This is a genomic window from Enteroscipio rubneri (genome assembly GCF_963929405.1).
Classification (GTDB): domain Bacteria; phylum Actinomycetota; class Coriobacteriia; order Coriobacteriales; family Eggerthellaceae; genus Enteroscipio; species Enteroscipio rubneri.
On the sequence record NZ_CAWVIN010000002.1, the window covers coordinates 146,094 to 159,291 of the forward strand.

A 13,198-nucleotide genomic window follows, 5' to 3' on the forward strand; every position below is an offset into this window, starting at 1 on the left:
GGACCGGCCCGGGCATGAAGGGCTTGCTTTCATGGCTGAAGAAATCATCATCGTGCAAGGAAACAACACGCTGAGCGGCGACGTCTCGGTGTCGGGGGCCAAGAACTCGGCGCTCAAGCTCATGGCTGCGTCGCTACTTGGTAAAGGCGCCTCGGTTATCCGCAACGTTCCGCTCATTTCAGACATCGACATCATGTCCGAGGTCATGCGTCGTCTTGGAGCGACGGTGGAGCGCAGGGGGCACACCCTCGTGGTGGACACGACCTCGGTTGACGAGTGTGAAACGCCCTACGAGCTGGTGTCAAAGATGCGCGCGAGCATCTCGGTGCTCGGGCCGCTCATCGCGCGTTTCGGACGCGCTCGCGTGGCCATGCCAGGCGGGTGCCAGATCGGGGCGCGCAAGATTGATATTCACCTGGTGGGGCTTGAGGCTCTCGGAGTGAAGTTGGGCATCGACCATGGCTTTCTGGAAGCTTCGACGCCCAACGGGCTGGTCGGCACGCACGTCGTGCTCGATTTTCCGAGCGTGGGCGCGACGGAGAACCTGCTCATGGCTTCCATCGTGGCCGAGGGCACGACCGTGATCGAGAACGCGGCTTGCGAGCCGGAGATCGTCGATCTGGTGAGCATGCTGGTTGCCATGGGAGCGCGGGTGAGCGGCGCAGGTTCGGCTATCATCGAGGTCGAGGGCGTCTCGCTGGACGACCTACACCCCTGCGAGCATACGACGGTGGGCGACCGTATCGAGGCCGGCACCTTCCTGGCCGGCGGGGCGCTCACGGGAGGACCGTTGACGGTGCATGGGGTTGACCCGTCCTATTTGCGGGTGGCGCTCATGAAGCTCAGCGCGATGGGCTGCGATGTTGAGACGGGCGCCGACTGGATCACCGTGCGTCGCACGCAGCCGCTTGAGCCCATCGACATCCAAACGTTACCTCATCCTGGCTTCCCAACCGATCTGCAAGCGCAGTTCATGCTGCTCGCAGCGCGCGCCGAAGGCATGTCGGTCGTGACTGAGAATGTGTTCGAGAACCGCTTCATGTTCGCTGCCGAACTCATGCGCATGGGCGCCGATATCGCCATCGAAGATCATCATGCGCTTATCAAGGGGGTCGAGGTACTGCAGGGTGCTGATGTGTCGGCCACTGATCTGCGCGCGGGCGCCGCCCTTGTCCTTGCGGGCATCGCTGCGGAAGGCGAGACGCGCGTTCACGATATTCGCCATATCGATCGCGGCTACGAGGACTATGTCGGCAAGCTCGCCTCGCTGGGCGCCGACATCGTGCGCATGGCGGTCGATGGCTCGTCCGAGCTTCGCTAACGGACGGTTGCATGGTCAACAAGCGCAAAAAGGGGATCACGGCATCCCGCTCAAAATCGACGTCGCGTCGTCTGCGCACGGCGACTATCGGCACGCACGCAGCGGGCGGGCGTCCCTCGCGTCGCATGAACGGCGACTCCGTAAGCTTTTCGAGCGCACGAAAGCAGCGCCGCGCGACGAGGGGCTATGTGGAAACCATCATCCCGGAGACCGCGTCGCGCGAAAGCGGCTCGCAGTACGCAAAGCGGGTGAGCCGACGCGAGTTCGCTCAAGAGATCCAACGCCGCGCGCGCATTCGTCGCATCGCCATCGCGCTTGTCTGCTGCTTCGTGGTGGTTGGTGTGGCGGCTGGCGTAGGCGTTGCGACGTTCTTCGGTTCGATAGACGCGAAGCTGGCTTTGAAGGGCTCCGATGTCACCTCGGCGTTGGCAGCTCCGGATGAATCGGGAGCGTTCTATGCCGTTGTCGCCGCCGATCTGGATGCTGCTGGTTCGCCGGGAGCCCTAGAAGGACCCGATGCGGTTGCGCTTGTACGCATCGATGCGAGTACGAAGTCGGCGACTCTTGTGTCGGTGCCTGCGAACACGCAGATCACGCTCAAAGATGGCAAGACCCATCAACTTCGCGATGCGGCATCAGTCGGCGACGGCGCGCTGGTGGACGCAGTCGCGAAACTGACAGGCGTGCGGGTGTCTCACTATGTCAAGATCGATGCGGCGGGCATCGTCGGGTTGGTCGACGCGCTTGGCGGCATCGAAGTAAACGTGGGCGAAGAAGTGGATGATCCGACGGCCGGAGACGTGTATTTGCGGCCGGGGACCCAGACGCTCGACGGTCAGGCAGCGCTGACGTTCTTGCGCGCCAACAACTTTACCGACGGCCTCAAGGCTCAGACGGCGAACCAGCGCATGTTCTTGGCAGCGCTCTCGTTGCGGCTTCTCGACGAAGGGACGTTCGGGTTCCTTGAGCTGCTCGACGCGGCAGACGAGACGTTCCAGACGGATATGAGCGCCGCCGATGCGCTCTCCCTAGCGGATACGCTGCGCGGTATGCAGAAGGAGGCGGTGTTTGGAGCGCTTCTGCCGGGCTACGAGCTGGAGCGCGACGAAGCAACCTATTATGCAGTCGGATCGGAAGACCGCGATGCCATGATGGAGATCGTTTCGGCGGGGGAAGACCCTGCTGCGCATGAGGCTGTCGCCCAGGTTGATCCTGCTAGTTTCACGATCACCGTGCGCAACGGCTCGGGCGTCACCGGAGGTGCCTCGCAGATTGCGAACGTGCTGGCCGAGAAGGGGTTCAACGTGGTCGAAACGGGCAATACTGATTCGTTCGCCTACCATGAGACGCTCATCGTGTACAAGGACGAGACGTTTCTTCCGGCAGCGCAGACGATCATCACGGCGCTCTCCGCAGGGCGAGCTGTGAACGGAGGCGACTTCTACACGTTCGATACCGATGTGCTCGTGGTGCTCGGTGAAGACTGGAGGCCTGCCGCGTAGCGGTCGGTGTCTGCCGCGCGCCGCTCGCTGCGCGCACCCTCCGTCCTTGGCGCGCTGTGGTAGAATCGGCACCTACCGTAAGCGTGAGACGAAGGAGCTTTCCCATGGTTGACAAGAACGATGTTGCGGCCGTCCTCGAGCTGATCCGCCCGAGCCTGCAGGCCGACGGCGGCGACGTGAAGCTCGTCGATGTCGATGCGGACGGCGTGGTGTCGGTGGAGCTGCAAGGCGCCTGCAAGGGCTGCCCGATGTCGCAGATGACGCTGGCCAACGGTGTTGAGCGCATCCTCAAGGAGCGCGTGCCAGGCGTGACCAAGGTCATCCCTGCGCAAGGCGTCTAAATCGCGTCTGACGTAACAGAAAGGAGGCGGATATGGCGCACTGCTGGGAGCGGCGCGGCTGCGACGATGAGATGATGTCGCGCTGTCCGCACAACACGCCCGGCGAGCCCTGTCCCGCCGATTGCCATTTTGCTGCATGCATGCGCTCGACGCATGTCGTGACCGGCGATTTCGATCTGCTGCTGAACCCTGATCGGGACTACGGCGCCGCCGTGAAAGACGTATGCCGGTTCTGCGAGCACTTCTTGAAGGAAGGCCCCCGTGTGGGGGAGCGTGATGATGACGGTTCAAGGCCGGGCAATCCGAACAGGTTCTTGCTGTAGCCTATAATGCTGGACGGGCGGCTTCCCCGAGGGGAGCCGCCCGTTTCGTTCTGCTACAATGAAGGACGAAGAAAGATCGACGGTGGGAGAGGAGCGTGGAGAGATGAGTCGGAACATGATCTGCCCTGCCTGCAAAGCGGCCGACTTGGATCTGTGCTGCTACGAGGCCATGATGGTCGTTCGTGAAGACCTCGCCCTGTTCACCCTGCGCTGCCCCCACTGCGGAGCTGCGGTATCGGATATTCGGCCCATACCGCAGCAGTTGTGCGACGAGGTGCGTTTTGCCGCCATCGAGGTGGGCGCCGGAATGGGCAGGGACTGACCACGTCGTACCGTCGACCGTAATGGAGCCGACGAGCGGCAAGATGAAGGATTCTCATGCTCAATGACATCTATCAGAACATCGACCCCGTTCTGTTTTCGGCGGGTCCGTTTACCGTGCGCTGGTACGGATTGGCCTACGTGCTGGGATTCGTCTGCGCAGCGCTCGTCATCTGGCGCGTAGCGCGTCGCTGGCGTGTGCGCGTAGATGTAGATTCGCTGCTCACCATCATGTTCTGCGTCATTATCGGCGTGATCGTGGGCGGGCGGTTGGGATACGTGCTGTTCTACGGCAACGGCATGTACCTTCAAAACCCGCTTGAGATTCTCGCGTTCAACCACGGGGGCATGAGCTTTCACGGCGGGCTCGTCGGCGCGCTTCTGGCCGGCATCGTGGCGGCGAAATTGACAGGCATCCCGTATCTGACGCTGGCGGATCTAGGCTGTATCGGTGCGCCGCTCGGCTTGTTGTTCGGACGCTGCGCGAACTTCATCAATGGAGAGCTGTGGGGCGCGCCTACCGACGCACCTTGGGGAGTGGTGTTCGGCGGTGCGGCCGGCATGATGCCACGCCATCCTTCGCAGCTCTACGAGGCGTTCCTCGAGGGCATCGTCTTGTTCGCGGTGCTCTACCTGCTCTCCCGCGCCCGACCGCCACGGTCGCGCGGTACGTTCCTCGGTTTGTTCCTCATCATGTACGGATGCTTCCGCTTTATCATGGAGTTCGTGCGCGAACCCGACGTCCAGCTGGGCTACTTGTGGGGGGGCTGGCTCACCATGGGGCAGCTGCTATCGGTTCCGCTTATACTCGTGGGCATAGGCGTACTTGTTTATGCGCTTGTAATGAAGAAGCCGCAGCAGGGTCTATCCGATATGGTACATACAGAGTAACATATAAGGTATACGATCACGAACGATGAAGGGGGATCTCCCATGGACGTCCGATTCTACCGCTGCAGCCATTGCGGCAACGTTGCTGTCAAGCCCTACGATGCCGGCGTGCCGCTCGTGTGCTGTGGCGAAACGATGGCGGAGCTTCAAGCGAATACCGTCGATGCCGCAACCGAGAAGCATGTGCCCGCCGTTACCGTGAACGGTGCGGATGTGCATGTGCAAGTGGGCGAGGTTGAGCACCCGATGCTGCCGGAGCATCACATCGCTTTCGTGTGCCTGGTCACGGAGAAGGGATACCAGACGGCCCAGCTGGCTGTCGATGGAGCTCCCGTCGCGGATTTCCGCGTGGCCGAGGGCGATGCGCCGGTCAAGGTGTACGAGTACTGCAACCTGCATGGACTGTGGTCAGTACGGCTCTAGGAAACCGCACTCCCGTGGTATGATGGATGTCCGTCCGAAGCGCTTCGGACGGACATCGTTTTTTACGAGGTCAGGAGCTTGAATGGGATTTTTCGACAACGCTCAGGAAGTGCTGGATAAGGGCGTCTCGGTGGCGAAAGGTGCTGTGTCGGGCGTGGCTGTGGAGCAGCAGGCGTTCGCAAAGGCGTTCGTCCGCCTTTGCAGCGATGGCTGGCTTCAGGGGTGGCATGAGCGCAACGGCGGGAATCTATCGTATCGTCTGGCCCCCGAGGATCTGGCATCGTGCCGATCGTTTTTCTACGACAATCCCAGCTCGTGGGTTCCCATCGGCATTCGATGCGAGAATCTGGGCGGCGAGTTTTTCATGGTGACGGCGGCTGGTGCGCATGTGCGCAACGTGCCGCTCGATCCGGACGCGACGACGGGTATTGTGGAGATCAACGCCGTAGGCGACGCTTGGCGCATCGTATGGGGCTTCAAGGACGGGGCTGTGCCCACGAGCGAGTTTCCAAGCCACTTTTCCATCCAGTCCGTCCGCATGTCGGCCACGAACGGTGCGAGTAGGGCGCTCTACCATGCCCATCCTACGAACATTGTTGCGCTCACGCAGGTGCTGCCTCTCGATGACCGCACGTTCACGCGGGCGCTGTGGACGTCGTTCTCCGAAAGCATGGTTGCGTTTCCACAGGGTATCGGCGTGGTGCCGTGGACGGTACCGGGAGGGGCCGACGTTGCTCGCGCCGCTGCCGACCGGATGAGCCGGTACGAGGCATGCGTGTGGGCTCATCACGGTGTCTTCGCGTCGGGGGCGAGCTTTGATGCCGCGTTCGGTCTCATGCATGCCATCGAGAAAGCGGCGGGCATATACGCGGGCGCCCGTGCCATGAATGGCGGTAACGGCGCATTTCCGAACGCCATACCCGATGGCGGGCTGCGTGCCATCGCTGAGGCCTATGGACTGCCGGTGAACGAGGCGTTTCTGGATTAGGGCCCACTGTCGGAGTCCGGAGACGCCGAGCCCACGGAGCCTGCCGGGGGGGGGCGTTGGCGCCGCCCGAGCGCTTCGCGTGCGTTTTTCAAAATTCCCGATCAACTACTTTGTGCGTATGCTATCATGTGAAAGCTTGTCTTCGCCTTGGTCGGAAACCAAGGCTCGAAAAGGAGAACTACATCATGAAACAGGGAATTCATCCGGAGTACATGGAATGCACGGTGAAGTGCAGCTGCGGCAACACCTTCACCACCAAGTCGACGAAGCCCGAGCTGAAGATCGACATCTGCAACGTGTGCCATCCGTTCTACACGGGCCAGCAGCGCTTCGTCGACACCGGTGGACGCGTCCAGCGCTTCGCTGACAAGTTCGGCAGCGCGAAGGAGACGGTGGCCGAGCGCGAGGCGGCGAAGAAGGCTGCGAAGGCCGCCGCGGTCGCCGAGGCCGAGGCGAAGCGCAAGGCCGAGCGCGAGGCGAAGGCCGCTGAGAAGGCCAAGCGCGCCGAGGAGTTTGCCAAGAAGGCTGAAGCCGAGGCCAAGAAGGCGGCCGAGCGCAAGGCTGCTGCCGAAGAGGCTGGCACCGAGGCGTCTGCCGAGGATGTGGCTGCCGTCGACGCTCTCGTCGAGGAGACTCCGTCTGCCGAAGCTCCTGCTGAGGAGCAGGCTGCCGAGTAGTCCACACGATACTTCGCTGCAAAAAACGCCCGGCTGTCGCGCCGGGCGTTTTTTTGTGCGCAAATGCGGCGCACGCTTTGCATCACCCGGAGGGCGATTCTTGCCCCGGTGCGTCGTTTTGGCGAGTTGCGCGCAAGCTGGTGCCGTTCGACCGGTGATGTCCGAATTGCCGTGACGCCCGATCATGCGCGAGCGGTTGCTTCCATTCGGCCGGCGATTCGCAGGTTTGTGGGCGGTTCCGCTCTACCAGGTGATTTGTGCAGATGCTTGCTTTCCTTATTGATAATGATTATCATTATTTTGGAGAAGACGAGACGAGGAAAGGCGCCGCCATGATCGATCAGACCGCGTTCCACAGTTTGAGCTACGGACTCTATATTATCGCCTCGAGGGCGGGCGAGACGCGAGCGGCATGCGTGGCGAACACATTTCAGCAGGTGACATCGTCGCCGTTGCAGGTGAGCGTGACGTTGAACAAGGAGAACGCCACGACTCGTGTCGTGCAGGAAGCCGGTCGTTTCACGGCTTCATGCCTTTCGCAGGACGCCGCAATGGAGCTCATCGGAACGTTCGGATTCCATTGTAGCGATGATCGTGACAAGTTCGCCGAGTGGGAGGCTGCTGAGGACGCAGCGGGTGTGCCCTATGTCGCCGAACAGTGCGTCGCCCGATTCTCGGCGCGCGTGGTGCAGACGCTCGATGTGGGGACGCACATCATGTTCGTCGGCGAAGTGGAGGAAGCCGAGCGGACATGTTCGGGCGATCCCATGACCTACGCCTACTACCATCAGGTTAAAGGCGGCAAGACCCCGCCGAAGGCTTCGAGCTTTTTGCCCGACGACTTACAGACGGCGTCCGCATCGAAGGGCGGGCCGGAGGCCGCAACTCCGAAGTTCGCGTGGCGTTGCACGGTATGCGGTCATATCGAGTACGTCGACGAGCTGCCCGACGACTTCGTCTGTCCGGTGTGCGGCGTGGGCAAGGACATGTTCGAGAAGATCGAACTCTCCTGACACGTCGAAATACGCCGGTCACTTGAAGCGCCGCGTGTCGATGCATGATCTCCTTGGTGTAAGCCGAGCGCGGCTGCATGGTGGGTGGAATGTCGACACAGGGCGCTTCTTGCTGACCCGATTCTTTTCTGCTATGCGTTCCAGGCGAGAAATGCCCAGGTGAAAGTGCGCGTTTCGCGCAGACGCAAGCGTTTCTCGGGCACGCCCTTCTTATCGGGCTCGCCGGCGCGCTCGTTTTCGACGAGGTTTGCGTCCAGCCATGCGCGCAAGCGTGCGAGCGCCGTACGGCGCTCCTCGGCCGTTGCATTCGTGGCGTCGTTGGCCATGCGCGCGAGGGCTTCGAACGCCTCATCGAAATTATCGAAGGTGTCTTTTTTCTCGCTGTCGATGTAGGCCACCTCGGGGCGGAACCCTTCGCCAGACAGGATATTGAACGCGAAGACGTGATCGTTGCCAAGAAAAGGACGAAGCCCGATGGCGTGCAGGATGCGCTCATCGGTACGTGGCGAGGAGCCAGTGGACAGCGTGATGCATACGCGTCTGCGGGCTATTTTGGTAAGCCGCAGGAGTGCCTCGCGCAGATCATCGACGGCAAGGGAGCGCGAAGCGATAGCGACATCGACGGAATCTTCAGGGATGCCGGCCGCCGCCCAATCGTCGCCCCAGCTGAGAAGCTTGGGCTCGACGGAGTCTATGCCGCGCGCGGCAAGTTCGCCGGTCATGACGTCGAGCATTCCCTGCGAGAAGTCCGCCGCCATCACTCGGCAGCCGGCCTCGCCGAGCGGGACGGCGAGCGCTCCGGTGCCGCAGCCCATGTCGAGCACCGTCTCGCCGGGGCGGATGGCTGCCAGCTCCAGGAACCGCTTGACATAGGTGTTCGGCGCGTCCTTCGTGGAGAATGTACGTGCTCGCTTGTCCCAATACGCGGCATCGTCGGGGCGCCGACGATGCTGTTGGAGCCGCTTCCATTCCTCGTTCCAGTCGCGTTCGGCCGATTGCGGCGCAGCGTTCTCGGGCATGGCATGCCTTTCGCGTGAAGGGTCGTTGAGGGTCGGCCGCTCGCGTGCTTTCCAACCCTCGGTTTCGGGTACCATAGTAACCGACGACGGCGCGGCGTGCACCGAGAGAGGACTCCGCGCGATAGTATCGATAGAGGAGCATCGGATTCCATGCAAGTCGAACTGCTGTACCACACACCTGATCCTGAGCGCGCCATCGCTACGGCGGCGCGTTTGTGCTATGCGCCCGTGGGAGCCTCCGAGCTGATGGAGACCATGTCCGAGCAACGGGTGAGAAGCGTGCTCTCGACCATCATGGGCAGCGGGCATTTCTCGACGCTCGAGCATGCTAGCTACACCTTCGCGGTCGACGGGGTGTCGCGTGCGCTGACGCACCAGCTCGTGCGCCATCGCATCGCCAGCTTCAACCAGCAAAGCCAGCGCTACGTGAAATTCGCGGATGGCCTGGCTACGGTAAAGCCTGCAAGCATTGCAGCAAACGAGGATGCCGGCGCGGTGTTCGATGAGGCTATCGCAGTCGCTATCGAGGCGTATGAGAAGCTGCTGGCCGCCGGGGTTCCCGCCGAGGATGCGCGTTATCTGTTGCCGAACGCGGCAGAGACGAAGATCGTCATCACGATGAACGTACGCGAGCTTCTGCACTTCTTCTCCCTGCGCTGCTGCAACCGCGCGCAATGGGAGATTCGCGATATGGCTCATCGCATGCTTGAATTGGCGAAGCCTACGGCGCCGTACATCTTCATGGATGCGGGCGCGCCATGTGTCGGCAGCACGTGCCCCGAGGGCTCGATGACATGCGGAAACCCGTATCCGCGCGTGATAAGGGAGCAGGCATGAGCGGCTGGGGATCGGCTTCTACCGCTGCTGCAACTCGCGAGACGACGGAGGCGGTACAAGCGGAGGTGTCCTGCGACAAGGGAACGCCGTCTGTCGCAGCTGCGACGGCCCAAGCCTCCGGTTGCTCTCAGGTTGACGCGGCGTCTTCATCGGGCGAGCAGCAGAAAAGCGATCTCGCCCGCGCGTTTTCCGAAGACGGCGCGCTCAAGACCCACGTAGGCGGTCAAGCGCTCATCGAGGGCATCATGATGCGCGGCACCTACAATTGGTCGGTGGCGGTGCGCGAACCGTCAGGATCTGTGTATGTGGAAGAGCATGATCTGGCTTCGGGACGTAAGAAGAATACGTGGATGTACTGGCCGGGAGTGCGAGGCTGCCGGGCTCTCGTAGAGTCGCTCGTGCTGGGCTTCAAAGCGCTGGAGATTGCGGCCGAGCATGCGTTTGCGGAAGAGTCGGACGACGCCGACGCGTCTGCGATCGGCGAGTCCGCTGAGGGGGCAGGTATCGACCAGCCATTCGAACAGCCTCGCTCGCACGAAGAGGTTCGCGCCGAGGGGCGTGTGAGCGGCTCTCTTGCCGAAGAGGGGAAGGGCTTTTCGTGGAAGGATGACTTCGGGCGACCGGATACCATGATCGATGCACTCGGGGCACAGCGGACGCTTGAGGTGGTGGAGGATCCCGAGCCCGCTAAGAAGTCGTTCCTCGACGAAGAGGTCGAATTCGGGAGAGGCGCCATGGTGGCGTCCATGGTGATGGGGCTTGTGCTGGGCGTCGTGTTGTTCATCGTGGCGCCGGCGTTCCTCACGAACCTCGTCGTGGGCGAATACGATTCGAATACGGTGCTCTGGAATATCGTCGACGGTTTGTTGCGCGTAGCCGTGTTCGTGCTCTATCTTTGGCTCATCGGGCGCATGGCGGATATCAAGCGAATGTTCGGCTACCACGGAGCGGAGCATAAGGCCATCCATTGCTACGAGCACGGTCTCCCGCTTACGCCCGAGAACGCGCGCAGCTTCCCGCGGCTGCACGTGCGCTGTGGAACGGCGTTTCTCATCATGGTCATGATCATCGCGATCTTCGTATACACGGTGACGCCGTTGAACGCCCTTATCGAAGCGTGGGGCGTGCCGGACGGCGCACCGAAGCTCGCGCTCGTTATCGTCGTGCGCATTCTGCTCATGCCGGTTATCGCAGGCGTCTCCTACGAGATAACCGTGAAGTGGGCTGGCAGCCATCCGGACAATCCGCTTGTGAAGGTGGTGCTATGGCCGGGCATGCAGATGCAGTACCTGACCACCAACGAACCCGACGACGGCATGATCGAATGCGCCATCGCGGCTATGCAGCGCGTGCTCGCCCGTGAGGAGGCCGAGGCGACGGTATCCTCCGGCGCATCCGACGAATCCGAAGAGGCTGCGCCGGCGACGGCCTAACCGGGCGAGGAGCGCGCGCTCCTCGGCGGTATTCGTGCTTACGGCCCATGGGGTCAATCGAGAGAGGCGGGCATATGGAGCCAGCTATTTCCGTGAGAGAGCTGCGCAAGACGTTCAAGCTCTCGGCGAAACAGCGAAAGATTGAGCGAGCTAATGTACGGGTGAAGACCGCAGTCGACGGGCTTTCGTTCGACGTGGCGCCCGGAGAGATATTCGGCTTGCTTGGACCGAATGGCGCCGGGAAAACGACGACCTTGCGCATGCTGGCAGCCCTCATTAAGCCCGATGAAGGCGACGCGTTCGTGGGGGGTGCGTCCATCGTGTCCGATCCTGCGTCCGTGCGCGCACGCATTGGCTTTCTGACAAGCGAGCTCAAGCTGGAGGATGTGTTCTCACCCGACTATCTCTTCGATTTCTTCTCCGAGCTGCATCATATCGAGCCCACTGTTCGCGACGAGCGCAAGCGTGTGCTGTTCGAGCGTTTCGGCATCGACCGCTTCGCCCAGACGAAGGTGGCCGATCTGTCCACCGGCATGAAGCAGAAAACGTCGTTGGCCGTGTCGGTGGCGCATGATCCGCGCGTCATCATATTCGATGAGCCTACGAATGGCCTCGACGTGCTCACGGCGAGGACCGTGACCGATTTTCTGCTCGAGCTTGCGGCGGAGGGCAGAACGGTGCTGCTGTCCACCCATATCTTCAGCCTGGTTGAGAAAGTGTGCGATCGAGTGGGCGTTGTCATTGACGGACGTATGGTTGCTTGCGGCACGCTTTCCGAAGTGGCAGGGGAGTGTTCGCTCGAGGATGCATTCTTCGACTTGTATGCGCAGACGGTGGGTGAGGCCTCATGAAGGGCAATGTTATAACGATTACGCGCAAGGAGCTTGCGCGATTCTTCAGCAACAAGACGTCGGCGTTTGTGTCCATCGCGCTGCCGGGCCTGCTGATCTTCTTCATGTGGACGTTCATGGGCGACGCGATGGGCAGTATGTTCGCACCCGATATGGGCAAGACGCCCGTGGTGGCTACAGTGAACGCGCCCGAGAGCGTGAAAGCGATTGCATCGGATTCGGTCGTCAAGGTGGAAGATGAGGCGTCGCTGCCGAGCGAAGGCGAGATGCGCGAGCGTATTGATCGGGGGGACGTGCAGGCGTACGCCGTGTTCCCTCAGGACTTCGACGAGGCGGTGGCGGCCTACGATCCGGCCTCGGGCGCGGCGGCTCCTCAGGTGGAGATTTACTTCAACTCCGCCAATCCCGATTCGAGCCAAGCGTTCGCGATGCTCTCCTCGTTGCTGGACTCATACGAGTCGTCGCTGTCGAATCGCTTCGACGTGAACGCAGGCGCAGGCGAATACGATATTGCTGAGGAACGCGATATCGCCGGCACGTTCGTCGTCTCCATCGTGCCTCTTCTGCTGCTTATTCTCGTGTTCACAAGCGTTATGTCCATCGCGGCTGAATCGGTCGCGGGCGAGAAGGAGCGCGGAACCATGGCGACGCTTCTGGCCACCCCTATCAAGCGCCGAGATATCGCATTGGGCAAAGTGCTGGCCATCACCGTTATCGGCTTGCTGATCGCGCTCTCGAGCATGCTTGGCATCTTCGCGGGACTGCCGAGCATCATGCAGGGCGCGGTCGATATGAACGTGTACGGCCCGACCGATTATCTGCTGATCGCGCTCGTCATTTTTTCGACGACGCTGCTCATGGTCATGTTGATTACGGTCGTGTCCACGCTGGCGAAATCGGTGAAAGAAGCCACCATGTTCTTGACGCCGCTCATGATTGTGGTCATGATCGTGGGCATTCTGGGCATGTTCGGCGAAGCGCAAGAAGGGATCGCCTTCTACGCCATACCTTTGTACAACTCGGTGCAGAGCATGATCGGCATCTTCTCATTCGATTTCCAGCCGGCTAACGTGGCTGTCTGCGTGGCGAGCAACATCGCATACACTGCCGTGGGCGTTGCCTTGTTGCAGCGCATGTTCGATAGCGAGCGTCTGATGTTCTCGCGGTAGGATCTCCTCGGCCGCTTTCGCTTCCTACATGGCCGCTTTCGCTATCGTCAAGCTTCCGTAACCCCCCTGCCATCTGGTTCTACGAGGCG

At 61.6% G+C, this 13,198-nt stretch carries 15 protein-coding genes; 14 read left to right on the plus strand and 1 reads right to left on the minus strand.

What is annotated here, in order from left to right; genetic code table 11:
- Nucleotides 1-31 precede the first annotated feature (31 nt).
- The 10 genes from murA to ABGT83_RS04075 all read left to right on the plus strand — a co-directional run bounded on the left by murA (nucleotide 32) and on the right by ABGT83_RS04075 (nucleotide 7,800).
- Nucleotides 32-1,321 carry a UDP-N-acetylglucosamine 1-carboxyvinyltransferase gene (murA, locus tag ABGT83_RS04030; protein WP_103265654.1) on the plus strand — a complete coding sequence of 430 codons (1,290 nt, stop codon included), beginning with the start codon at nucleotides 32-34 and terminating at the stop codon, nucleotides 1,319-1,321.
- A gap of 188 nt (nucleotides 1,322-1,509) precedes the next feature.
- Nucleotides 1,510-2,823 carry an LCP family protein gene (locus tag ABGT83_RS04035; RefSeq protein WP_239926618.1) on the plus strand — a complete coding sequence of 438 codons (1,314 nt, stop codon included), beginning with the start codon at nucleotides 1,510-1,512 and terminating at the stop codon, nucleotides 2,821-2,823.
- Nucleotides 2,824-2,927: 104 nt separating this feature from the next.
- Nucleotides 2,928-3,164 (plus strand): NifU family protein, encoded by a 237-nt coding sequence (locus ABGT83_RS04040; RefSeq protein ID WP_103265652.1) that lies wholly within the window; start codon nucleotides 2,928-2,930, stop codon nucleotides 3,162-3,164.
- Nucleotides 3,165-3,196: 32 nt separating this feature from the next.
- On the plus strand, nucleotides 3,197-3,487 hold the full coding sequence (locus ABGT83_RS04045) for a hypothetical protein (RefSeq protein WP_103265651.1): 291 nt from the start codon (nucleotides 3,197-3,199) through the stop codon (nucleotides 3,485-3,487).
- Nucleotides 3,488-3,590: 103 nt separating this feature from the next.
- Nucleotides 3,591-3,809, plus strand: coding sequence for a UDP-N-acetylmuramoylalanyl-D-glutamate--2,6-diaminopimelate ligase (locus tag ABGT83_RS04050; protein WP_103265650.1), 219 nt, complete (start codon nucleotides 3,591-3,593; stop codon nucleotides 3,807-3,809).
- Nucleotides 3,810-3,865: 56 nt separating this feature from the next.
- The gene (gene lgt / locus ABGT83_RS04055) at nucleotides 3,866-4,699 is read left to right on the plus strand and encodes a prolipoprotein diacylglyceryl transferase (RefSeq protein WP_346686071.1); all 834 of its coding nucleotides are present in this window, start codon (nucleotides 3,866-3,868) and stop codon (nucleotides 4,697-4,699) included.
- Nucleotides 4,700-4,741: 42 nt separating this feature from the next.
- Nucleotides 4,742-5,122, plus strand: coding sequence for a desulfoferrodoxin family protein (locus ABGT83_RS04060; RefSeq protein ID WP_103265648.1), 381 nt, complete (start codon nucleotides 4,742-4,744; stop codon nucleotides 5,120-5,122).
- Nucleotides 5,123-5,204: 82 nt separating this feature from the next.
- On the plus strand, nucleotides 5,205-6,110 hold the full coding sequence (rhaD, locus tag ABGT83_RS04065) for a rhamnulose-1-phosphate aldolase (protein ID WP_103265647.1): 906 nt from the start codon (nucleotides 5,205-5,207) through the stop codon (nucleotides 6,108-6,110).
- 185 nt (nucleotides 6,111-6,295) lie between these two features.
- The gene (rpmE, locus tag ABGT83_RS04070; protein ID WP_103265646.1) at nucleotides 6,296-6,787 is read left to right on the plus strand and encodes a 50S ribosomal protein L31; all 492 of its coding nucleotides are present in this window, start codon (nucleotides 6,296-6,298) and stop codon (nucleotides 6,785-6,787) included.
- Between the two features lie 332 nt (nucleotides 6,788-7,119).
- On the plus strand, nucleotides 7,120-7,800 hold the full coding sequence (locus ABGT83_RS04075) for a flavin reductase (RefSeq protein ID WP_346686073.1): 681 nt from the start codon (nucleotides 7,120-7,122) through the stop codon (nucleotides 7,798-7,800).
- Nucleotides 7,801-7,931: 131 nt separating this feature from the next.
- Here ABGT83_RS04075 and ABGT83_RS04080 read toward each other — a convergent pair whose 3' ends face one another.
- Nucleotides 7,932-8,819: a class I SAM-dependent methyltransferase gene (locus tag ABGT83_RS04080; protein WP_103265644.1), complete on the minus strand. Its 888-nt coding sequence runs from the start codon at nucleotides 8,817-8,819 to the stop codon at nucleotides 7,932-7,934.
- Nucleotides 8,820-8,969: 150 nt separating this feature from the next.
- Here ABGT83_RS04080 and thyX point away from each other — a divergent pair, with 150 nt between their 5' ends.
- The 4 genes from thyX to ABGT83_RS04100 all read left to right on the plus strand — a co-directional run bounded on the left by thyX (nucleotide 8,970) and on the right by ABGT83_RS04100 (nucleotide 13,109).
- The gene (gene thyX, locus ABGT83_RS04085) at nucleotides 8,970-9,656 is read left to right on the plus strand and encodes an FAD-dependent thymidylate synthase (protein WP_346686075.1); all 687 of its coding nucleotides are present in this window, start codon (nucleotides 8,970-8,972) and stop codon (nucleotides 9,654-9,656) included.
- On the plus strand, nucleotides 9,653-11,089 hold the full coding sequence (locus ABGT83_RS04090) for a DUF1385 domain-containing protein (protein WP_103265642.1): 1,437 nt from the start codon (nucleotides 9,653-9,655) through the stop codon (nucleotides 11,087-11,089). Before thyX ends, ABGT83_RS04090 begins: the two co-directional genes overlap by 4 nt.
- Before the next feature lie 74 nt (nucleotides 11,090-11,163).
- On the plus strand, nucleotides 11,164-11,940 hold the full coding sequence (locus ABGT83_RS04095) for an ABC transporter ATP-binding protein (RefSeq protein ID WP_346686077.1): 777 nt from the start codon (nucleotides 11,164-11,166) through the stop codon (nucleotides 11,938-11,940).
- The gene (locus ABGT83_RS04100; RefSeq protein ID WP_346686078.1) at nucleotides 11,937-13,109 is read left to right on the plus strand and encodes an ABC transporter permease; all 1,173 of its coding nucleotides are present in this window, start codon (nucleotides 11,937-11,939) and stop codon (nucleotides 13,107-13,109) included. The genes ABGT83_RS04095 and ABGT83_RS04100 overlap by 4 nt, the downstream gene beginning before the upstream one ends.
- The last annotated feature ends 89 nt before the right edge of the window (nucleotides 13,110-13,198 follow it).

Coding starts and splice junctions, on each gene's coding strand:
- ABGT83_RS04045 (WP_103265651.1), top strand. CDS start 3,197: ATGGCGCACTGCTGGGAGCGGCGCGGCTGCGACGATGAGATGATGTCG.
- ABGT83_RS04095 (WP_346686077.1), top strand. CDS start 11,164: ATGGAGCCAGCTATTTCCGTGAGAGAGCTGCGCAAGACGTTCAAGCTC.
- ABGT83_RS04090 (WP_103265642.1), top strand. CDS start 9,653: ATGAGCGGCTGGGGATCGGCTTCTACCGCTGCTGCAACTCGCGAGACG.
- ABGT83_RS04075 (WP_346686073.1), top strand. CDS start 7,120: ATGATCGATCAGACCGCGTTCCACAGTTTGAGCTACGGACTCTATATT.
- ABGT83_RS04100 (WP_346686078.1), top strand. CDS start 11,937: ATGAAGGGCAATGTTATAACGATTACGCGCAAGGAGCTTGCGCGATTC.
- rpmE (WP_103265646.1), top strand. CDS start 6,296: ATGAAACAGGGAATTCATCCGGAGTACATGGAATGCACGGTGAAGTGC.
- ABGT83_RS04060 (WP_103265648.1), top strand. CDS start 4,742: ATGGACGTCCGATTCTACCGCTGCAGCCATTGCGGCAACGTTGCTGTC.
- ABGT83_RS04050 (WP_103265650.1), top strand. CDS start 3,591: ATGAGTCGGAACATGATCTGCCCTGCCTGCAAAGCGGCCGACTTGGAT.
- rhaD (WP_103265647.1), top strand. CDS start 5,205: ATGGGATTTTTCGACAACGCTCAGGAAGTGCTGGATAAGGGCGTCTCG.
- ABGT83_RS04080 (WP_103265644.1), bottom strand. CDS start 8,819: ATGCCCGAGAACGCTGCGCCGCAATCGGCCGAACGCGACTGGAACGAG.
- thyX (WP_346686075.1), top strand. CDS start 8,970: ATGCAAGTCGAACTGCTGTACCACACACCTGATCCTGAGCGCGCCATC.
- lgt (WP_346686071.1), top strand. CDS start 3,866: ATGCTCAATGACATCTATCAGAACATCGACCCCGTTCTGTTTTCGGCG.
- ABGT83_RS04040 (WP_103265652.1), top strand. CDS start 2,928: ATGGTTGACAAGAACGATGTTGCGGCCGTCCTCGAGCTGATCCGCCCG.
- murA (WP_103265654.1), top strand. CDS start 32: ATGGCTGAAGAAATCATCATCGTGCAAGGAAACAACACGCTGAGCGGC.